Annotated in this window: 23 protein-coding genes; 15 read left to right on the forward strand and 8 right to left on the reverse strand. The window is 39.9% G+C overall.

The annotated features are described in order from the left end of the window. Positions 1-2 precede the first annotated feature (2 nt). Positions 3-464 carry a single-stranded DNA-binding protein gene (locus U0R10_RS06375; protein ID WP_377983125.1) on the reverse strand — a complete coding sequence of 154 codons (462 nt, stop codon included), beginning with the start codon at positions 462-464 and terminating at the stop codon, positions 3-5. 57 nt (positions 465-521) lie between these two features. Further along, the gene (gene mutY / locus U0R10_RS06380) at positions 522-1,598 is read right to left on the reverse strand and encodes an A/G-specific adenine glycosylase (protein WP_377983126.1); all 1,077 of its coding nucleotides are present in this window, start codon (positions 1,596-1,598) and stop codon (positions 522-524) included. Positions 1,599-1,753: 155 nt separating this feature from the next. On the opposite strand from mutY, the gene U0R10_RS06385 reads away from it, so the two are divergent. The 7 genes from U0R10_RS06385 to U0R10_RS06415 all read left to right on the forward strand — a co-directional run bounded on the left by U0R10_RS06385 (position 1,754) and on the right by U0R10_RS06415 (position 8,374). Beyond that, positions 1,754-2,050, forward strand: coding sequence for an HU family DNA-binding protein (locus U0R10_RS06385; RefSeq protein WP_377983127.1), 297 nt, complete (start codon positions 1,754-1,756; stop codon positions 2,048-2,050). A gap of 22 nt (positions 2,051-2,072) precedes the next feature. After that, a complete protein-coding gene (locus tag U0R10_RS06390) occupies positions 2,073-2,912 on the forward strand; it encodes a tetratricopeptide repeat protein (RefSeq protein ID WP_377983128.1) in 840 nt (279 codons plus the stop codon). A 334-nt stretch (positions 2,913-3,246) separates the two neighbouring features. Then, positions 3,247-4,803: an Rne/Rng family ribonuclease gene (locus U0R10_RS06395; protein WP_377983129.1), complete on the forward strand. Its 1,557-nt coding sequence runs from the start codon at positions 3,247-3,249 to the stop codon at positions 4,801-4,803. After that, complete coding sequence (locus U0R10_RS06400; RefSeq protein ID WP_377983130.1) at positions 4,781-6,007, forward strand: tetratricopeptide repeat protein; 1,227 nt, start codon at positions 4,781-4,783, stop codon at positions 6,005-6,007. The genes U0R10_RS06395 and U0R10_RS06400 overlap by 23 nt, the downstream gene beginning before the upstream one ends. 38 nt (positions 6,008-6,045) lie before the next feature. Next, a complete protein-coding gene (rsmG, locus tag U0R10_RS06405) occupies positions 6,046-6,672 on the forward strand; it encodes a 16S rRNA (guanine(527)-N(7))-methyltransferase RsmG (RefSeq protein ID WP_377983131.1) in 627 nt (208 codons plus the stop codon). A 9-nt stretch (positions 6,673-6,681) separates the two neighbouring features. Beyond that, entirely contained in the window at positions 6,682-7,668 is a 987-nt protein-coding gene (locus U0R10_RS06410) for a glycosyltransferase family 2 protein (RefSeq protein ID WP_377983132.1), read from the forward strand. 1 nt (position 7,669) lies between these two features. Next, positions 7,670-8,374 (forward strand): DUF5672 family protein, encoded by a 705-nt coding sequence (locus tag U0R10_RS06415; protein ID WP_377983133.1) that lies wholly within the window; start codon positions 7,670-7,672, stop codon positions 8,372-8,374. On the opposite strand, the gene U0R10_RS06420 is transcribed toward U0R10_RS06415, so the two are convergent. Beyond that, the gene (locus U0R10_RS06420) at positions 8,371-8,712 is read right to left on the reverse strand and encodes a LytR/AlgR family response regulator transcription factor (protein WP_377983134.1); all 342 of its coding nucleotides are present in this window, start codon (positions 8,710-8,712) and stop codon (positions 8,371-8,373) included. The two genes, U0R10_RS06415 and U0R10_RS06420, sit on opposite strands and share 4 nt — an antisense overlap. A 280-nt stretch (positions 8,713-8,992) precedes the next feature. Between U0R10_RS06420 and U0R10_RS06425 the strand changes: the two genes are divergently transcribed. Continuing rightward, entirely contained in the window at positions 8,993-9,964 is a 972-nt protein-coding gene (locus U0R10_RS06425) for an aldo/keto reductase (RefSeq protein WP_377983135.1), read from the forward strand. Here the strand turns inward: U0R10_RS06425 and U0R10_RS06430 are convergent. After that, positions 9,945-10,655 carry a thioredoxin domain-containing protein gene (locus U0R10_RS06430; RefSeq protein ID WP_377983136.1) on the reverse strand — a complete coding sequence of 237 codons (711 nt, stop codon included), beginning with the start codon at positions 10,653-10,655 and terminating at the stop codon, positions 9,945-9,947. The genes U0R10_RS06425 and U0R10_RS06430 overlap by 20 nt on opposite strands. Before the next feature lie 133 nt (positions 10,656-10,788). Here U0R10_RS06430 and eno point away from each other — a divergent pair, with 133 nt between their 5' ends. Together eno and U0R10_RS06440 are read left to right on the forward strand one after the other, a co-directional pair. Next, positions 10,789-12,066 (forward strand): phosphopyruvate hydratase, encoded by a 1,278-nt coding sequence (eno, locus tag U0R10_RS06435; RefSeq protein WP_377977410.1) that lies wholly within the window; start codon positions 10,789-10,791, stop codon positions 12,064-12,066. Between the two features lie 6 nt (positions 12,067-12,072). Next, the gene (locus tag U0R10_RS06440; protein ID WP_377983137.1) at positions 12,073-12,387 is read left to right on the forward strand and encodes an FtsB family cell division protein; all 315 of its coding nucleotides are present in this window, start codon (positions 12,073-12,075) and stop codon (positions 12,385-12,387) included. 31 nt (positions 12,388-12,418) lie between these two features. Here the strand turns inward: U0R10_RS06440 and U0R10_RS06445 are convergent, their stop codons facing one another. The 3 genes from U0R10_RS06445 to U0R10_RS06455 all read right to left on the reverse strand — a co-directional run bounded on the left by U0R10_RS06445 (position 12,419) and on the right by U0R10_RS06455 (position 15,425). After that, on the reverse strand, positions 12,419-13,078 hold the full coding sequence (locus U0R10_RS06445) for an acetyltransferase (RefSeq protein WP_377983138.1): 660 nt from the start codon (positions 13,076-13,078) through the stop codon (positions 12,419-12,421). 99 nt (positions 13,079-13,177) lie between these two features. Beyond that, entirely contained in the window at positions 13,178-14,698 is a 1,521-nt protein-coding gene (gene gpmI / locus U0R10_RS06450) for a 2,3-bisphosphoglycerate-independent phosphoglycerate mutase (RefSeq protein WP_377983139.1), read from the reverse strand. 40 nt (positions 14,699-14,738) lie between these two features. After that, positions 14,739-15,425 (reverse strand): NAD-dependent epimerase/dehydratase family protein, encoded by a 687-nt coding sequence (locus tag U0R10_RS06455; protein WP_377983140.1) that lies wholly within the window; start codon positions 15,423-15,425, stop codon positions 14,739-14,741. A 31-nt stretch (positions 15,426-15,456) separates the two neighbouring features. Between U0R10_RS06455 and U0R10_RS06460 the strand changes: the two genes are divergently transcribed. Beyond that, positions 15,457-15,849, forward strand: coding sequence for a Dabb family protein (locus U0R10_RS06460; RefSeq protein ID WP_377983141.1), 393 nt, complete (start codon positions 15,457-15,459; stop codon positions 15,847-15,849). 52 nt (positions 15,850-15,901) lie between these two features. Beyond that, positions 15,902-16,120 carry a hypothetical protein gene (locus tag U0R10_RS06465; protein WP_377983142.1) on the forward strand — a complete coding sequence of 73 codons (219 nt, stop codon included), beginning with the start codon at positions 15,902-15,904 and terminating at the stop codon, positions 16,118-16,120. A gap of 330 nt (positions 16,121-16,450) precedes the next feature. On the opposite strand, the gene U0R10_RS06470 is transcribed toward U0R10_RS06465, so the two are convergent. After that, on the reverse strand, positions 16,451-17,116 hold the full coding sequence (locus U0R10_RS06470; RefSeq protein WP_377983143.1) for a TVP38/TMEM64 family protein: 666 nt from the start codon (positions 17,114-17,116) through the stop codon (positions 16,451-16,453). Positions 17,117-17,200: 84 nt separating this feature from the next. Here U0R10_RS06470 and hisH point away from each other — a divergent pair, with 84 nt between their 5' ends. The 3 genes from hisH to hisF are packed head-to-tail and all read left to right on the forward strand — an operon-like array spanning position 17,201 to position 19,278. Further along, positions 17,201-17,788 carry an imidazole glycerol phosphate synthase subunit HisH gene (hisH, locus tag U0R10_RS06475; protein WP_377983144.1) on the forward strand — a complete coding sequence of 196 codons (588 nt, stop codon included), beginning with the start codon at positions 17,201-17,203 and terminating at the stop codon, positions 17,786-17,788. A gap of 3 nt (positions 17,789-17,791) precedes the next feature. Next, positions 17,792-18,526: a 1-(5-phosphoribosyl)-5-[(5-phosphoribosylamino)methylideneamino]imidazole-4-carboxamide isomerase gene (gene hisA / locus U0R10_RS06480; protein ID WP_377983145.1), complete on the forward strand. Its 735-nt coding sequence runs from the start codon at positions 17,792-17,794 to the stop codon at positions 18,524-18,526. Then, the gene (hisF, locus tag U0R10_RS06485) at positions 18,520-19,278 is read left to right on the forward strand and encodes an imidazole glycerol phosphate synthase subunit HisF (RefSeq protein ID WP_377983146.1); all 759 of its coding nucleotides are present in this window, start codon (positions 18,520-18,522) and stop codon (positions 19,276-19,278) included. The genes hisA and hisF overlap by 7 nt, the downstream gene beginning before the upstream one ends. The last annotated feature ends 10 nt before the right edge of the window (positions 19,279-19,288 follow it).

The raw sequence follows: 19,288 nt of genomic DNA on the forward strand, positions 1-19,288 counted from the left end.
AATTAAAAGGGCAAATCGTCTCCTTCTTCCATCATGGGCGGAAAGGCAGCTACGTTACCTGGCGCTGGATTTCCAATAGTAACAGGTTCTGGCCGTGGTCGAGATTCAGGTGTTTCTCCAGCCGGGCGGTCGTTCCTACTTCCAATTAAATTCAACGAAGTGGCACGAATACGATACCCTCGTACGGTAGCACCGGATTTGTCTTGCCATTCTTCCGAGCGAATTTTACCTTCAATGTAGACTTGATTCCCCTTTTTCAAATACTGCTCAGCGATATTGGCTAAATTGTCCCACAATTCAACCCGATGCCATTCTGTTTGTTCGACACGCTGACCATCTTTCCCTGTATAAGATTCAGATGTTGCAATGTTGATATTCGCAACTTTCATTCCGCTGGGTAGTGCGCGGACTTCCGGATCCGCACCTAAATTGCCCAAAATAATCACTTTGTTTACTCCTGCCATGGTTATACTATTTAAAGGTTAGGTTTATGTGACACTGATGGCTCAAATGTAGTATATCTATTCATGAAGCCATTCATGTAAAACCAAATTATCAGTAATCAGATTTAAAATTAAAACGGGTTTCCCGCAATTTTCGAAGTCTTGTGCGTCCATCCATTGAAAATTTTCAGGAACTGGGATGTTGACATTATCAGGTACTTGGATAAGCCAAGCACGCGTAAAAATCCGTTGATGGCTCAGCAAATGCTTGGCGGGAGCTTGTAGCTCCGTCGTTGGGAATGTAAGTAAATTTTCGAATGGGCCGATTGCATCTGGAAGCTCAGCCACTTGAAGTGTTTCATGTTGAACAAACTCCCATAACCCTTGCCAAATATCTTTATCTGCACGCATCCGGACAAGAAACTTGTTTCGCTGAACAACAATAAAATAGTTGAAATAGCGATTTCGCGGTGCTTTACTCTTTGATTTATTTGGCAATAATTGTGTCCTTTGGGTCTCAAAAGCAACACAAGACAATCGAAGTGGACAAGTTCCGCAATTAGGTACCGGACTGCACTGTAACGAGCCAAACTCCATAATCGCCTGATTAAATGTAGCGGCATAATCTGTCGGGATTAACTGCTGAGCTATCTCCGTAAACTCCTTTCGAGCGGAGGATTGCATGATATCTATTTCAATTCCAAAATACCGTGCAAGAATACGAAAAACATTCCCATCTACGACAGGAACAGCCTCTCCAAAAGAAAAGGAGGCTATCGCAGCAGCCGTATACGGACCAATGCCAGGTAGCTTTACTAATTCGTGATATGTTTGGGGAAATAACCCATGGTATTTTTGAGCTATTAATTTAGCCGTCTTATGCAGGTTTCTAGCCCGACTGTAATATCCGAGACCTTGCCAATTTCGAAAAAGAAGTGCCTCGTCAGCTTCAGCAAGGTGGTTAATGGTAGGAAAGGTATTTAATAATTTATGGAAATATGGCAACCCTTGTGCCACGCGCGTCTGCTGGAGTATGATCTCGGATAACCAAATCACATAGGGGTCCTGCGTTTGGCGCCAAGGCAAATCTCTGGCATTTGATGAATACCACGATAAAATTGCTTCAGAAAAGGGGTGTAAATTGTCTTTAGTCATCTTCTAACTCAAATATACGGGCAAGTATCAAAATTTTAATTTTTATTCCAGCTTTTCATTTGCCTCTATTAAAGAAAAATCTTACTTTTGTGTCCCTTTTGGAACAAGAGGGAAAGCAAAATAGAATCAACGAATAACTTAACGAATTCATTACCGTGACTAAGGCAGATGTAATTGCTGAGATTTCCAGCAAAACAGGGATTGATAAAAAAGATGTATCTGAAACGTTAGAGAACTTCTTTCAAGTCGTAAAAGACAATTTAGCAAATCAGGAAAATATTTATGTTCGTGGATTTGGAAGTTTTATAAATAAGAAGAGGGCTAAAAAAATTGCTCGAAATATTTCTAAAAACACGTCGATTACTATTGACGAACATTATGTGCCCAGCTTTAAGCCGGCCAAGGTGTTCATTGAACAAGTTAAATCAAGCACTGACCCTGCAAAAGCTTAATTTATTAAGTTAGGTCAATAAAATGAATAGAACGCTTGCGCTCATTTTATGTTTAGGCCTGGGGATAAGTGCCCTCATATTTCAATTACCTAAAGGAAATGTGAGTAATAAAACGGGGCAAATTGCATCCGGCGAAGCAAATCGCGATGCTGGAAATGCTCCAGAAGCTAAAGTCGAGGAAGAAGCACACGCGACTCCTTTGACCCCAAGCCAGCAAAAACAAATAGCTCAGTTAAAAGCTAATTTAAATGCAGCGAAAACAGAAGCCCTTCAAGTAGGTGCTTTAGAGAAGTTGGCAACAGCTTTTATTCAAGTGGACAAATATGACAGTGCTGCCTATTTTGCAGCACAATTTGCGGATCAGCATCCGGGATTGTCGCACGTATTACGTGCTGGACAATTGTATTTTGAAGCACAAACTTTTGCCATCAATGCTTCCAAAGGGAAGTTGATGGGGGCAAATGCCCGTACTTATTTTGAAAAAGCGTTAGCGTTAGATCCGAATAACCTATTGGTTAAGACGAACATGGCGATGACTTATGTAGATACACCTACACCGATGAAGGGCATTACGCTTCTGAGGGAAGTAATTGAACAAGAGCCGACTTTTGTACCGGCAATTTTCAATTTGGGGATATTAGCCATTAAATCGAATCAGTTTGGCAAAGGCCAAGAACGATTCACACAAATATTGAAGCTGGAACCTAATAACTTCAAAGCCGCTTTAAATCTCGGTTTTTGTTTGGCCCAGTTAGATAAAGAAGTCGAGGCAAAAAAAGTCTTAAAACGTGTACTTACGGAAAGTAAAGATGCGGAAGAGGTCAAAGCCGCGAAAGAATTGCTCGCAGAAATGCAGCATTAAACATTGTTGAGTTCACGAACTGTGGACTTCTCAAAAAAATAGAAAAGCTGAAAGTCAGCTTGGTAAATTATTAAAAACTTAAACGCTAAAAGCTATGCCTTGCGGAAAGAAAAGAAAACGTCATAAGATTTCAACACACAAGCGTAAAAAACGTCTTCGTAAGAATCGTCACAAGAAGAAATAGTAACAGTTAGCAATTTCATTTAGTGAGATTGTCATACATACGCAGAAACAGGCATTTTATTTAGCAATAAATAGCCTGTTTTTGGCGTTTACTTACCTTATTATATATTTGGGTTTTACACCTGAATGAACATTCTTCTCGTCAAACATTGTGAGTAATGAACTAATCATTAATTCTACACCCAAGGGTGATAGAATTGCCCTTTTGCATGACAAAAGGATTGTTGAATACCACATTGAACAGTCGGAACCTCAATTCTCCGTTGGAGACATTTATTTAGGTACGATTAAGAAATTGGTTTCGGGATTAAATGCCGCATTTATTGATATTGGTTATGAAAAAGATGCATTCTTGCACTATCATGACCTTGGGCCAAATTTAGCTACCCTTCAAAAATTCACCCGTGATGTTTTAACCAAAAAAGGTAAAAACGTTCGTATAGAGAATTATAAGTTAGAAGAGGAAATTGACAAATTAGGCAAAGTAGATAAAGTATTAACTCGTGGCCAGTTAGCCCTTGTTCAAGTGGTTAAAGAACCGATCTCCACCAAAGGCCCTCGGTTATCTTGTGATATTTCTATCGCAGGAAGATTTCTCGTGCTTGTTCCCTTCTCAAATGGAGTAAACATTTCGAAAAAAATCACGTCAAAAGCGGAACGCAATCGCTTGCAAAAGCTCATGAGCTCAATTAAGCCTAAAAACTATGGCGTAATTGTGCGCACCGTAGCAGAAGGTAAAGCCGTAGATGAAATGGAGCGCGACTTGAAAGAGTCTATCGCGAAATGGGAAGACGGAATTAAAAAATTGGTCGATGCAAAACCAGCTGATAGGATTATCGGTGAAATGAGTCGGGCAACCTCCATGCTACGTGATCTACTAAATAATGATTTCGACAATGTCATCGTTGACAGCCCTGATTTATATAATGAGGCCAAAGAATACGTACACAATGTTGCTCCAGAAAAAGAGAAAATCGTCAAACTTCATACGGGGAAAACGAAATTGTTTGAACAAGTAGGCATCGAAAAGCAATTAAAAATGCTCTTCGGCCGCTCGGTATCTTTACCAGGTGGTGGCTATTTGATCGTAGAACATACAGAAGCCTTACACGTTATTGATGTAAACTCGGGAAACAAATCCAATTCGGAAGAGGACCAAGAAGCTACCGCATTAAGTGTAAATAGAGAAGCGGCCAAAGAAATTGCCCGACAATTACGTTTACGTGATATGGGCGGTATCATTGTCATCGACTTCATCGACATGAAAAAGGCGGATAATCGCAAGATGATCCAAGATATCATGCGCGATGAAATGCGTGGCGACCGATCAAAATACACGATTTTGCCATTGACTAAATTTGGGTTAATGCAAATTACGCGTCAGCGCGTGCGGCCTGAAATGAATGTGTCCACGCACGAGACTTGTCCTAGTTGTGCAGGTACAGGGAGTATCACAGCAAGTATTGCTGTTTCTGAGATTATTGCCCAACATGTCGAGCATCTTGTGACGAAGCAAAATGAGAAGAAATTAACCTTGTTAGTTCACCCATTCTTATCAGCTTACTTTACCAAAGGATTCCCATCGATTCGCATGAATTGGTTTGTGAAATACAAAACATGGATTTCCATCATGGAAGACTCCTCATTTGGCATTACAGAATTTAAGTTCTTAAACCAAAATGGAGATGAAATTGAAATATCATCTTAGGCATTTTTCCCTGCTAACTTTTTTTCTACCATTGGCCTTCAATACGCAAGGCCAATGGTGGAAATTAACTGAAGAGGCTGAAAAAGAACGTTCCAAAGGAATGCTCCTACTCACAGCCGAAGTACAAATTGAAGCTACCACGGCCATCAATCAAATGTACAACTTTCACTTCCCGGAGGCGGAACGTGAATTCAATTACCTTAAAGTTAAATACCCCAAACATCCCCTGCCCGATTTCCTTCTCGGCCTAATGCAGTGGTGGAAAATTGTTCCCAACACTAAAAGTGAAGTATACGATGATCGATTGATTGAGTATATGGATAGAAGTATTGAAAAAGCAGAAGTAATTTGGGATGAAACCGAAAATCCAGAAGCAGCTTTCTTTATGGCGGCGGCTTATGGATTCAAAGGCCGATTACATGCAGAAAGGAAGAATTGGACTCGAGCAACTTTAGCCGCCAAAAATGCACTTAAGTACTTAGAGTATTCACGTAATTTTGCCGACTTCAGTCCAGAGCTTATGTTTGGTGATGGATTGTATAATTATTATTACCATTTCATTAAGCAAAATTTTCCACTATTGAGGCCCGTACTTTGGTTGTTCCCAAAGGCCAATAAATTACAAGGTATAAAGCAATTAGAGCAAGTTAGCTACCAAGCATTTTACACGCGAACAGAGGCGCGCTACTTCTTGTTACAAATTTATGCTATGGAAAATATGACCGATAAGTCATACGATATGGCCAAATATACCCATGAAAATTTTCCTGAAAATCCATTTTTTCACCGCTATCATGCACGTGCAGCATTCATGGTTGGGAGAATGGACGAAGCTGAGGAGCAAGCCAAATCCATTCTAGATCGCATTGAAAAACATCAAGTAGGCTATGAAGGTGTATCAGGTCGTTACGCAAGCTATATTTTAGGATACTATAATCTATATGTTTTCAAAAATTCTACCGAAGCAAAAAAACGCTTTTTACAATGCCTGGAATTCAGCAAGCAAACGGATGGAATGGAATCCGGCTACTATTGGGCTTCTGTACTTGGCCTAGCACGCATTGCTTTTCAGGAATCAAATTTTGATTTAGCCGTAAGCTATTGCAAAGAGGTATTAGATAAAGCCGACAAAAAATCGGCCCAACATACCGAGGCAAAAAAGCTCTTATCAGAATCAAAAAAGGCCAGAAGAAGGCAAAAATAGGGATGATATTTATGTATCTTTAAAGCTGAAATTCGATTATGAAAGCGGAGTTAATTAAAAAGTATTTTCCTGAGATCTCGGACACTCAGCTACAGCAATTTGAACAATTGTTCCCTTTATATGTCGAGTGGAATGAAAAGATCAATGTTATATCGCGTAAGGATATCGACAACTTAATGTTGCACCATGTCCTTCATTCTATGGCAATCGCCAAATTCATCCAATTTAGACCCGGAACTGAAATTTTAGATGTTGGCACCGGTGGTGGATTTCCTGGAATCCCCTTAGCCATTCTATTTCCGGAATGTTCATTTTTATTGGTGGATAGTATTGGGAAAAAAATAAAAGTAGTCGAAGGCGTGGCAGAAGGACTTGGTTTAAAGAATGTTCGTGCCGAACACATCCGAGCAGAAGATGTAGATCAAGATTTTGAATTCATCATCAGTAGGGCCGTCACACGCTTAAGCCCATTCTATTATTGGGTCCGCAAAAAAATTAGCCCAAATCATTTTCATACACATAGAAATGGTTTAATCTTGTTAAAAGGAGGCGATTTAAAAGAAGAAATTGAAGAATTAGAGCGGAAAACAAAAGTAATTGACTTGCCTTCTTACTTTGAAGAACCATTTTTTGAAACCAAAAAACTCGTTTACGTTCCCATGTAAATTATTGATATGGAGTCAATTTCAGTCGCATTATGTACGTATAACGGGGAGGAATTTTTACCCAAACAACTTGATTCTATCAAGCAACAAACAAAACCTATACATGAATTGGTTGTATGTGATGATGGATCACGCGATGCAACAATCGAAATTCTAGAAAAATTTAGACAGTCAGTTAATTTCCCCGTTATTATTCACCGGAATTCGAATAACCTTGGAAGCAGCAAAAATTTTGAACAATGTCTTCAAAAATGCTCGGGCGAGATTATCTTTTTATGTGATCAAGATGATGTCTGGATGCCAAACAAAGTGGAAATAATGACTGCCTATTTCCAAGCACATAGCAATCAAGATGCCGTATTTTCAAATGCGCAAATTATTGACCAGCGAGGCTTAAAGACGGGGAATACCTCATTTAATCAAATAGAATTTAACCAGCTAGCACAAGCCAAATGGATAGCGGGTGGCTCATTTGAAATACTTTTAAAAGGCTACGTGGTTACAGGTGCTACTATGGCCATCCGTAAGCATTGTTTACCTAACTTATTGCCGGTACCTGAGATTATTCCTGAATTAATTCATGACGGTTGGATGGCACTCATGCTAGCGATAAACAATCAAATTGGTTTTATTGCAGAACCCCTAATCCAATACCGAGAGCACGAAAGCCAACAAGTGGGCCTAAAAGCAAAAAATCAACCCGTTTCCTTAATGGATCGTTTCACAAGATCTAGAAACGATAAGTTATTGCGTATTCAAAAAAAACATGCGGATGCTAAAGCACTGTATCAATACATTAATGCGTTGCCTAATGTGCCGATTGACGTTATCCATAAACTTCAACATCGGTTCGAATTTTATGCCATGCGCGCTCAATTACCTAGTAATCGCTTATTAAGAATTGTGCCAATTTATAAATTTGCTCTCGTAGGTGCGTATAAAAATCTTGAAGGGGGAAAGTGGTGGAGACCCATACTAGGAGACTTATTCGAATGATATGCAGCAAGTAGCAGTTGTTATTCCAGTTTATCAGGCAAAGCTTTCTACAAATGAGCAGATGTCGTTGCGTCAGTGCCAAAAAGTTTTAGGGAAGCACCCCATTATAATTGTAGCACCGGATGAGTTGAATACAGAATTCCTTGATGCATATATACAGACATATAAAGTTGTAAGATTCCCTGCCAAATATTTCATTAGTCCTAAAACATATAATCATTTACTTGTTAGTGAGGCATTTTACCATGCATTCATCGGGTTTGAATACATACTAATTTACCAACTCGATGCTTACGTATTTGATGATCAATTAGTAGACTGGTGTAATAAGGGATATGATTATATAGGAGCCCCCAAGTTAAAAAAGGAGCATTTAGCAGGTAAAGATTCATTATTAAGTGTGCCAATACTTATGAATGGTGGCCTTTCATTACGTAATGTAAAATCGATACTTCGTTACATCCGATTCTACGGATACTTTTTTAAAGAGTGGAAAGCCAATGAAGATGCCATGTTTTCCTTTGCACAAAAACGTTCCTATCCATTCCGATGGCTATTGAAATTGCCAAATTGGCGGGAGGCACTTGCATTCTCAGTTGAAAAAAATCCAGAAATTGGAATTGAACTATTGGGAGGGAAATTGCCATTTGGGTGTCATGCATGGGAAAAATACAGCCCAAAATATTGGAACAAGTTTATTAATTAAGCGAGCGTTTGAAAATACTCTTTTAACGGTCGGACTTGTCTACGTGAAATTGAAATTACCTCATCATTAACCAAACGTATCGTTTTCTGTGACTTAAAATCGATGTGTACGATGGCAGAGGGGTTAATCAAAGCAGATTTAGATGGACGTATAAACCCATCTTCACTTAACAGGGTTGCAAAATACTTTAATGTACGGCAGGAAAGTATTTTACGTCCATCTTTTAAGAAAAAGTTTGAATAATTTCCTTCACCACGTATAAAAAGTATTTCAGACGAAAGTACATTGATGGCTCCTAAAGAGATTGAACTTGGATCTGAAGTGGCATTAAACTGCATACCTTGATTGACATTTGTTAAGTCAAATTTCGACTAATCAATCAGTTTAAATTAGAAGATTTACGTTATTTGCGTTATTGCTGTTTTAATATAGAAAAAACATTTATTAAAAGGTTTTATTGAATGTGTTTAAAAAATGTATAAACATATTTTTAAGACTTTATTTAGAATAAGAGGAGGTTCAAATTTCATAAAATCTAGACAAAAACGTATTAAGCGGATTTATAATTGAATGATAAAAAAGCTAACTTGGGCGACAAATAAAGATTAATTCAAAAAGATGAAAACAAGAAGATTTGGAAGAACGAATTGGAAAGTAAGTGAGATGGGGTACGGAATGTGGGGACTTGCGGGCTGGACAGGTTCAGATATACAAGAAGTAAATAAATCATTAGACCATGCCGTTTCAATGGGCTGCAATTTTTTCGATACTGCATGGGGATATGCAGAGGGGAAAAGTGAACAAATATTGGGTGGACTAATCAAGCGTCACAATGACACTAAAATATATGCTGCTACCAAAATTCCCCCTAAGAATTTTACATGGCCATCTAAATCTCATTTCTTGTTAAATGATTGTTTCCCCGCGGATCATATTATTGAATACACAGAAAAAAGCTTAAAAAACTTAGGAGTAGAGCAAATTGACCTGCAACAATTTCACGTATGGGAAGATGCGTGGGCTAACCAAGATGAGTGGCAAAGAGCTGTTGAAAAACTCACACAAGAAGGAAAAGTGGCACACTGGGGTATCTCAGTTAATCGCTGGGAACCCAATAACTGCCTACAAACATTAAAGACAGGTCAAATATCATCCGTGCAAGTGATCTATAATATTTTCGATCAAAACCCCGAAGATTTACTTTTCCCTTTATGTAAGGAATTGGATGTGGCCATCATTGCTCGCGTTCCCTTCGATGAAGGCACGTTAACGGGAACCATGAGCTATGACACCACATTCCCGGCAGACGATTGGAGGTCGACCTATTTTGTTCCTGAAAATCTTATCTCCAGTGTTGATCACGCGAATGCACTGAAGCCGCTTATTCCTGAGGGTATGGACATGCCCGAAATGGCACTCCGATTTATCTTATCAAACCCAGACATTGGAACCATCATTCCAGGCATGCGCAAAATTAATCACGCAGCCAATAACATTGCTTGTTCTGATGGGAAAGGTTTATCAAAAGATCTCTTAGATAAATTAAAACTTCACAGATGGGATCGCCAACCTACTGAATGGTCCCAATAGCCTGAACAAATAACTCTTTGAGTTTCGGCTCTTCACGGAATCCCGATGTTTTTTCGATCACTTTACCTTGGTGAAACACGATAAAACTCGGGATTTCATCTATACCATAGGCTTGTAATATCGATTGATTCCCATCAGCCTCTACCTTTAACACCGTTACTTTACCAGCAAACTCTCCCGCCAATTTATCCACCATAGGCATCATTTTTAAACATGGAGCGCACCACTTCGCATAGAAATCAACAACAATGGCTCCATTTTCTTTGGTTAATTTCTCGAAATCCGCCAAACTCCAAGCTGCATCATGCTTGACGGCTGGAACCCCTTCTAAGGGCTTCATTTTAGTGGTCCATTTTAAATATCCGCCCTTTAACTCCGTTACTTGAAAACCTTTGGCACGCATCACTTCAGCCGCTTGTGCCGAACGCCCACCCGAAAGACAATAAATAAGTACGGGCTGACTCTTATCTAGTTTATCAATTTCCTGAGCAAAAGTAGCAGACCTAAAATCGATGTTTTGTGCCTTGGGTAAATGACCTCCACCAAACTCACCAGAGGTACGTACATCCAATAGGGTGGCCTTGGGTAATTCAGTGATTTTAGCTGAAAAGGATTCAACATCAACGACTTGTGCGCTAACTGAAAACCAAGCGCATAATGAAAACAGGATTAGACAAGTATAATTTTTCATTTTGATGAGATACAAGGTTATATAAATCATGATTAAACACAAAACCGACGGAAATTATCCAAATTTTACGTTATTTTGCAAGGCAATTTAAGCAATTACAACGTAATCATTTATTCACACTAACAATAAAAAGATGAGTGCAATACAGTACGTACACGCAAGACAAATTTTAGATTCACGTGGAAATCCAACAATCGAAGTAGATATCAAAACGGAAGATGGCGCTTTCGGCCGAGCAGCAGTTCCTTCAGGAGCTTCTACAGGTATCCACGAGGCTGTTGAACTTCGTGATGAAGACAAATCAGTTTACGTAGGTAAAGGGGTTTTAAAAGCTGTTGAGAATGTTAACAGAGCTATTGCTGAAGAATTATGGGGCTTAGAAGTTTCTGAGCAAAACATGATCGACCGTTTAATGATTGAATTAGATGGCACTTCAAATAAGGGTAAATTAGGAGCAAATGCTATTTTAGGTGTTTCTATGGCGGTTGCGAAAGCAGCAGCTCAAGAAGCAGGTCTTCCATTATATCGTTACATCGGTGGTGTAAATGCAAATACATTGCCAGTACCCATGATGAACATCTTAAATGGTGGTTCACATGCGGACAACTCCATCGACTTCCAGGAATTCATGGTTATGCCAGCGAAAGCAGAATCTTTCTCACATGCATTACGTATGGGTACAGAAGTTTTCCATGCATTGAAAGGTGTGTTGAAGTCCAAAGGATATTCGACTAACGTAGGTGATGAAGGTGGTTTTGCACCAAACATTAAGTCGAACGAAGAGGCAATCGAAATCGTATTGCAATCCATCGAGAAAGCAGGTTACAAGCCAGGCGAAGAAATTTTCATCGCGATGGATGCTGCAGCTTCAGAATTCTATGATGAGAAAACAGGTCTTTATACCTTCAAAAAATCAGATGGTAAGCAATTGAACAACATGGAAATGGCTGCTTATTGGAAAACTTGGGCAGATAAATATCCAATTATTTCAATCGAAGACGGTATGGCTGAAGACGATTGGGCTGGCTGGGCAGAGCAAACGAAATTGATTGGTTCTAAATGCCAATTAGTTGGTGACGATTTATTCGTTACAAACGTAAAACGTTTACAAGAGGGTATCGAAAAAGGAGTAGCAAATGCTGTATTAGTTAAAGTAAACCAAATTGGTTCATTAACTGAAACAATTGATACGGTCAACTTAGCGAAACGTAATTCATACAAAAACATTATGTCGCACCGTTCAGGAGAGACGGAAGATGCAACAATTGCCGACTTAGCTGTTGCGTTGAACACAGGTCAAATCAAAACTGGTTCTGCATCTCGTTCTGACCGTATGGCTAAATACAACCAATTACTTCGTATTGAAGAAGAATTGGGAGCAAATGCATATTTCCCAGGATTGAATTTCTAAGGAATCATGAATTTTGTCAAAAGGCTTTTTTGGGGACAATATCGCTTCTATTCGATTTCAACAAGTATCCTTTTTGTTTGGATGTTTATCTTGGATTCGAATGATCTAACTGTGCAATATCGTTTGTGGAGTGAGCTAAGCGAAATGAAAGCCGAAAAAGCCTTTTACCAACAAAAAATCAAAGAATTAGAAAAGGAGAAACGAATGGTTATCGGCAATCCTGCCTTATTAGAAAAATACGCTCGTGAAAAATACCTCATGAAGAAACCTAAACAAGATATCTTTGTGATTGTAGACGAAGCAAACCAACCCATTGAATAAAAAAAGCCCTTCTAAACGAAGGGCTTTTTTTTTAAATCTTAATATCCTTACTTGATATCGCAGCTTTCTCTGCAGGATTTCCTTTCCAAATACTCCAAGGATCTGTTTTTTGACGTGTAAGATTGGCTCCCATTGCAATCAATGTCCCCTCTCCTATGACAGTTTGATCTCGGATTGTCGCGTTTACCCCGATAAAACTATAATCGCCAACGTTACATCCACCCGATAAGACAACATGTGACGTAAAGAATACATGATCTCCAATCGTACCGTGATGCCCAATGTGATTACCAGACCACAACACTACATTATTGCCAATCTTTACATAAGGCTGTATGGTATTGTCCTCTAAAATAAAACAATTCTCCCCTATTTGATCCGTTAAAACTGTTGCATGTGAACTGATATAGGAAATGTATGAATAGCCCTTTTCTAGACCTTGTTCATAAACACGAGCCCGAACCCGATTCATATTTTTTTCCGTCAACGGCGCAAAAAATTTAAACTCCTTTGGCGAATAAATTTCTTCTACTGTCTCAAATGGAACCAGAGGTAATCCATGAAATGTAGGCTCCTTAATATAATCTTGCTCAACTGTAAAGGCAACTACCTCATGATCCGAATCATGCTGCAAGTAATATAGAGCCAGTTCGGCGGTTTTGGTATTTCCAAAAATAACAACTTTAGCCATAAATGATTTTAAAACAAATAAAGGTAATTAGAGAAATAGTAAAACTGGCAATTCCCAACTTTGTTATTTATCAAATGGTCAGTTGTCGACTATTTGTACTTAAAACAAGGGAACACCCGTCATTTCTTTTGGTTGTTCCACGCCCATCAACTTCAAGATAGTGGGCGAAACATCGCCCAACTTACCATTTTGAAGTGTTGGATGGAAATCATTGTCCACTAAAATACATGGGACCAAATTCGTTGAATGAGCTGTATTCGGTGAGCCGTCTTCATTCATCATAACATCCGCATTTCCATGATCCGCAATGATGATGAAAGAATACCCATGTGCCAAACCTGCTTTCACAACAGCCTCCGCACAGGAATCTACCGTTTCTACTGCCTTTACAACTGCCTCAAAAACTCCGGTATGGCCAACCATATCTGGATTAGCAAAATTCAAGCAAACAAAGTCAACCTCTTCTTTTTCCAACTCGGGAATTAAGGCGTCACATAAATCAGCTGCCGACATCTCCGGTTGCAAATCGTATGTAGCGACCTTTGGTGAATTTCGTAATATATTTTCTTGACCCTTGAACAATTGCTCACGACCACCAGAAAAGAAGAACGTTACGTGAGGATATTTCTCCGTTTCGGCGATACGAATTTGCTTTTTACCTGCACCTTCTAACACCTCTCCCATCGTCATAGGTAAATTTGAGTCATTGAAAATAACTTTGACATTTTGGAATTCTTTATCGTATTCTGTCATCGTCAGGTAATACAAATCCAATTTGTGCATATTTTCCTCATGGAAATCTCGCTGCGTTAACGCTTGCGTAATTTCACGACCACGATCCGTGCGGAAATTGAAACAAATAACCACATCACCTGAAGCTATTTTTGCCAACGGTTTTCCTGCTGCATCTGTAGCAATAATTGGCTTAATAAATTCATCTGTCACCCCAGCATCATAACTTGATTGAATAGCCGCTAAGACATCCTGCGTGGGCGTACCTTCCGCATCCACCATGGCATGATAAGCCAAGGCCACACGTTCCCAACGATTATCGCGGTCCATAGCAAAATAACGACCCGTTACAGATGCAACAGCAGTTCCTGTTTTCTTTGTATGGTTGACTAGATCAGTCATGAATTTCATTCCCGACTTCGGATCTGTATCACGACCATCCGTAAATGCGTGGACAAAAACATTTGTCAAACCCGCATCAGATGCAGAAGTCATCAAAGATTTGATATGTTCAATGTGTGCGTGAACGCCTCCATCTGAAACCAAGCCCATGAAATGAACTGATTTATTTTCTTTCTTCGCATAATCAAAAGCCTTCGCTAACTCAGGTTCTTGACCTAATGTATTTTCGCGAACAGCTTTGTTGATGCGTACCAAATTCTGATATACCACACGCCCTGCACCCAAGTTCATGTGTCCTACCTCGGAATTACCCATTTGGCCTTCTGGCAAACCTACGGCCTCACCGGATGCTTCCAACTTTGAATGCGCATATTTCGAATATAATGAATCAATAAACGGTGTCTTTGCCGCATCGATAGCTGAAACTTTTGGGTTGGTAGCGATTCCCCAACCATCTAAAATCATGAGTACAACTTTCTTATTCACAGGTTATCATTTAGTGTATCCTACAAAAATAGCCAAAAAGCTATAAACGCATACGCATTTGCTTAGCTAATGCCAAAATATCATTCCCTTCAATGGTTTTTTTAGCCGAACCAAATATGGAAACTTCCAACATCGCCTCGCCTAACTCTTTTAGCGTACAAGCCATGTGTGGAACCAATGCATTCAAAATCGGGAAGGTCCAATTAATGTATTTATAGAATGGTAAGGCATTTTTCAAACCGGGAGTTGGCTTAATCATGGCAGGTCTAAATGAATAATAGTCTCCAAAACCCAATTTCGATAGGTCATTTTCAGTTTTTCCTTTCACACGTGCCCATGCTAATCGCCCTTGCTCTGTCGAATCAGTTCCTGCCCCAGAAATATAGCTAAACGACATATTCGGGTTTTCTTCTTGTAATACGTGCGCAAATCCTAGTGTCAAGTCATATGTTTTTTGCTTATACTCCTCGGCATTCATCCCAACAGAGGAAACGCCAAGGCAAAATAAACAGGCATCGTAGCCTTTAATAGCTTCGCGCATTTCTTCTGGTTTCAAAAAATCAGTCAGTAGATATTCTGTGACCTTTGGATGATCCACTCCGCAAGGTTTGCGGTTGATGACCAAGATTTGGTTGACATAGGGAGAAAGGATTGCTTCATGCAACACTCCTTCCCCCACCATACCGGTAGCACCTGTAATGATTAATTGCTTTTGTAAATTTTCCATTGTAGACTTGAATAATATTTAAAACCTATTTATGACTTCGAGAAGAAATTTCCTCCAACAAGCCGGAATGGCAACCGCTGCAAGCAGCCTTTTACCTAATGCAAAAACTTCTATGACCTTTGTTCACCACGTCCTATTTTGGGCTAAAAACCCAGCCAATGAAGCCGAAAAAACGCAATTGTTGGCCGCTTTAAAACAATTAGGCACTTTACCTATGATACAAATGGCGCATGTAGGTAAACCAATTGTAACGGAATTCGACAAAGGAGCCACGGATGGAAGTTATACTTTTTCTGTCGTTTTAGTATTCGAAAATGCAGCGAAAGAATCCGAATATTTGTACCACCCGTTGCACAAGAAGTTCATTGATGCCAACAAACACTTGTGGGGAAAAGTTCAAGTGATTGATTCTGAGGCGATCTAAATTAGTCATAAATCGAATTGACATGTTTGCGTGTCTGTCCTACTTTTAGGACATGAAACCACACTCCAGAAAATTATATCAATTAGTTCGAGCCAAATTACATTTGGGCGAGCGAGATGGCAGTTATGAGGAGGAGAGCCACATAAGCGTTGACTTTGTTATTCGGGCATTTGAGAAAATGGAGCGCGAGTTGATCAGATGGATGTTTATTCTTTGGATTGGGCAAGTAGCTATTACTTTTATGATGATATCTCTACTGGTAAAAAACTGATACATATCGGACTATTCATGTATCGAATTGACTCATCTAATGTGTTTTTGTAGGTTTGAAACATGGAAGCGAAATCAATTCAATTGTATCAATTAGCGCATAAAAACCTCCACTTAGTGGAAAAAGATGCCATGGAATTTGAGACCTAGTTCAGGGAACTATTGAGGAGCGAACGGATGAGTTGGTGACCAAGGAATATTTGAACATAAAGTTGATGGAGTTAGAAATCAAGATGGTTAAATCTGAAAAAGCACTTATTATGTGGATGTTTTCATTTTGGATAGGCCAACTTGCCGCAATGTGGGGCCTTCTCTATCTATTCCTAAAACATTAAGCTTTTCGTTTGGCAAGAAAAAGCATACCTATTACCGATACGGCTAACATGCCTAAACTTGCTAGGTCTTGCCAACGGACCATTTCGGGGTGATTAAGCAAATTGGCCCAAGAAGCCGCCTGCATCCCAGTCCATAAGGCAATCAGCGTCCGAGGCAACATGCCCAGCGTGCCACCTACGAAAAATTGACGTAAGGGAACTCCCAAAAATGCCATTAATGCATTTGTAATAGCAAAAGGAAAAACCGGAGATAGTCGAGCCAAAAATACCCAAGCAAAGGATTGCGCCTGAACGTTATCTAGAAAATCCCCCGCTTTAAACTTGACACGAATCAGTTCAATGAGTGCATCTCCTTTCATTTTTCTAGCCAAAGCATACCCAAGTAAGGAGGCTATGGCATAAGCGATAATCAAAGGAAATAATCCCGACCAACCCCAGACATAACCCGTGAACATCGCGAAAAAGGTCGTAGGACATAACGCAAGTCCCATGATGAAAACCGCACTAATCCAGAAAAACACAAATTCCCCCAGCGAAAAATTGGTAAAAAAACTCGGATTAGCTAAGGCAAAATAGCCCAACAACATACTTGAAAGAACGGGTAAGGCACCCATCCAAATGAGGTATAGAGTTTCCAGAAGGATTCGGCGGTTTTGGGACATAGGGCAACAAATATACGCTTCTTTTCATAATCCAAGCCCTTTTGTCTACCTTTGCATGGCATTTTGCCCACCAAAAACACATCCATGGAAATCGCAATCATCAAATACAATGCCGGTAATGTGCAGTCGGTCATGTATGCATTGGACCGAATTGGGATGAAATACCAATGGACAGATGACGAAAAGGTGATAGCATCTGCCGACAAAGTCATTTTTCCAGGAGTGGGCGAAGCAAGTACGGCGATGGCCTATTTACGAGAAAAGGGATTGGATCAATTGATCCCCAAATTAAAACAGCCTGTTTTAGCCACCTGTATCGGTATGCAATTGTTGTGTCGGGATTCCGAGGAAAATAATACGAATTGTATGGGCGTTTTTGATGTGCCGGTTAAACGATTCGTAAGTGCCGACATGAAAATCCCACATGTAGGCTGGAATTCAATTCAAGCTTCTGGTGAGAATATCCTCATGGAAGGGCTTAAAAAAGAGGAATTTGTATATTTTGTCCACTCTTTTTACGCACCAGTTAATCCGTATACTTCTGCAACTTGTGATTATGCGCAACCATTTTCTGCCATGTTGCAAAAAGACAACTTCTATGCCGCACAATTCCACGCAGAAATATCAGGAATAGTCGGTCAAAAGATCATTCAAAACTTCTTAGCGCTTTAATCTATGTTCCAACTCATTCCAGCCATCGATATTATTGGAGGACAATGCGTTCGGTTAACGCAAGGGGATTACCAACAAAAAAAAGTTTATAGTTCTGATCCTTTAGAAATTGCCAAAGCATTCGAAGGTGCCGGAATCCAACGACTACATTTAGTTGACTTAGACGGAGCGAAAGCAAAAGAAATTGTTAATGCTGCCGTTTTAGAGCGTATTGCGTCGAACACTTCCCTACATATTGATTTTGGCGGCGGGGTACAATCAGACGAAATGATTGACCGAGCTTTTTCAGCCGGTGCAGCACAAATTACGGCGGGGAGTATAGCTGTACGGAATCCTGAATTAGTTCATGGTTGGTTCAAAAAATACGGAACAGATAAAATCATATTAGGTGCCGATGCACACAACGAGCAAATCGCTTTGTCCGGTTGGCAAGAAAATTCTAACATTTCCATTTATGATTTTCTCACCGATTATCAAGTGGCTGGAGCTCAATATGTCATTTCAACTGACGTAGCGAAGGACGGTTTATTGCAAGGCCCGAGCTTTGATTTGTATGAAAAAATCCAGGCAAATAACCCTGGATTAAATATAATTGCGAGTGGTGGAGTTGCCAACTTACCAGATTTGGTACAATTACGCGAAATGAATTTATTCGGTGTGATTGTTGGCAAAGCCTTTTACGAGGGCCGCATTACACTTAAAGATCTAGCCACTTTTGCCAAAGAATCTCTATGCTAACGAAACGAATTATTCCTTGTTTGGATATTAAAGAAGGTCGGACTGTGAAGGGGACCAACTTTGTGGATTTGCGGGATGCGGGAGATCCTGTGGAACTAGGAGCTTTGTATGCGGAACAAGGGGCAGACGAATTAGTCTTTTTGGATATCACGGCCACAGTAGATAACCGGAAGACCTTAGTCAATCTAGTCCGTGAAGTTGCGCGTCACGTGAATATTCCGTTTACAGTAGGTGGCGGAATTAGTAGCATCGAAGATGTTTCAGCCTTATTGAATGCTGGTGCCGACAAGGTTTCTATTAACTCATCGGCGGTTCGTCGGCCTGAATTAATTGACGAATTGGCCTTACAATTCGGATCACAATGTATAATCGTCGCGATTGATACTCGATTTGTGGAAGGAAATGATTGGGTTCATACCCATGGAGGCCGGAATATTACGGAAATTCAAACCATGGCATGGGCCAAAGAAGTCGAATCACGAGGTGCTGGTGAGATTTTATTGACTTCAATGGATGCCGACGGCACAAAAGCTGGTTTTGCAAATGGCTTAACAAGTCGTATTTCATCACAGTCTTCGATCCCAATCATTGCATCAGGCGGAGCAGGATCCATGGAGCATTTTTATGAGGTTTTCACGGAAGGAAAAGCTGATGCCGGGTTGGCAGCAAGTATATTTCACTTCAAGGAAATTGAGATTATCGAATTGAAAAAATACTTAGCGAACAAAGGAATTCCCATGCGGATATACTAATTTAACCCTT

The sequence above is a fragment of the Aquirufa avitistagni genome (assembly GCF_042715545.1).
Classification (GTDB): Bacteria; Bacteroidota; Bacteroidia; order Cytophagales; family Spirosomataceae; genus Aquirufa; species Aquirufa avitistagni.

Excerpts from the sequence above, each read along its gene's own strand:
- U0R10_RS06460 (WP_377983141.1), top strand. The coding sequence starts at position 15,457 with ATGACTTCGAGAAGAAATTTCCTCCAACAAGCCGGAATGGCAACCGCT.
- hisH (WP_377983144.1), top strand. The coding sequence starts at position 17,201 with ATGGAAATCGCAATCATCAAATACAATGCCGGTAATGTGCAGTCGGTC.
- mutY (WP_377983126.1), bottom strand. The coding sequence starts at position 1,598 with ATGACTAAAGACAATTTACACCCCTTTTCTGAAGCAATTTTATCGTGG.
- U0R10_RS06445 (WP_377983138.1), bottom strand. The coding sequence starts at position 13,078 with ATGGCTAAAGTTGTTATTTTTGGAAATACCAAAACCGCCGAACTGGCT.
- U0R10_RS06390 (WP_377983128.1), top strand. The coding sequence starts at position 2,073 with ATGAATAGAACGCTTGCGCTCATTTTATGTTTAGGCCTGGGGATAAGT.
- U0R10_RS06410 (WP_377983132.1), top strand. The coding sequence starts at position 6,682 with ATGGAGTCAATTTCAGTCGCATTATGTACGTATAACGGGGAGGAATTT.
- U0R10_RS06425 (WP_377983135.1), top strand. The coding sequence starts at position 8,993 with ATGAAAACAAGAAGATTTGGAAGAACGAATTGGAAAGTAAGTGAGATG.
- hisA (WP_377983145.1), top strand. The coding sequence starts at position 17,792 with ATGTTCCAACTCATTCCAGCCATCGATATTATTGGAGGACAATGCGTT.
- U0R10_RS06465 (WP_377983142.1), top strand. The coding sequence starts at position 15,902 with ATGAAACCACACTCCAGAAAATTATATCAATTAGTTCGAGCCAAATTA.
- U0R10_RS06470 (WP_377983143.1), bottom strand. The coding sequence starts at position 17,116 with ATGTCCCAAAACCGCCGAATCCTTCTGGAAACTCTATACCTCATTTGG.
- U0R10_RS06420 (WP_377983134.1), bottom strand. The coding sequence starts at position 8,712 with ATGCAGTTTAATGCCACTTCAGATCCAAGTTCAATCTCTTTAGGAGCC.
- U0R10_RS06415 (WP_377983133.1), top strand. The coding sequence starts at position 7,670 with ATGCAGCAAGTAGCAGTTGTTATTCCAGTTTATCAGGCAAAGCTTTCT.
- hisF (WP_377983146.1), top strand. The coding sequence starts at position 18,520 with ATGCTAACGAAACGAATTATTCCTTGTTTGGATATTAAAGAAGGTCGG.
- U0R10_RS06400 (WP_377983130.1), top strand. The coding sequence starts at position 4,781 with ATGAAATTGAAATATCATCTTAGGCATTTTTCCCTGCTAACTTTTTTT.
- U0R10_RS06455 (WP_377983140.1), bottom strand. The coding sequence starts at position 15,425 with ATGGAAAATTTACAAAAGCAATTAATCATTACAGGTGCTACCGGTATG.
- rsmG (WP_377983131.1), top strand. The coding sequence starts at position 6,046 with ATGAAAGCGGAGTTAATTAAAAAGTATTTTCCTGAGATCTCGGACACT.
- eno (WP_377977410.1), top strand. The coding sequence starts at position 10,789 with ATGAGTGCAATACAGTACGTACACGCAAGACAAATTTTAGATTCACGT.
- U0R10_RS06430 (WP_377983136.1), bottom strand. The coding sequence starts at position 10,655 with ATGAAAAATTATACTTGTCTAATCCTGTTTTCATTATGCGCTTGGTTT.
- U0R10_RS06375 (WP_377983125.1), bottom strand. The coding sequence starts at position 464 with ATGGCAGGAGTAAACAAAGTGATTATTTTGGGCAATTTAGGTGCGGAT.
- U0R10_RS06440 (WP_377983137.1), top strand. The coding sequence starts at position 12,073 with ATGAATTTTGTCAAAAGGCTTTTTTGGGGACAATATCGCTTCTATTCG.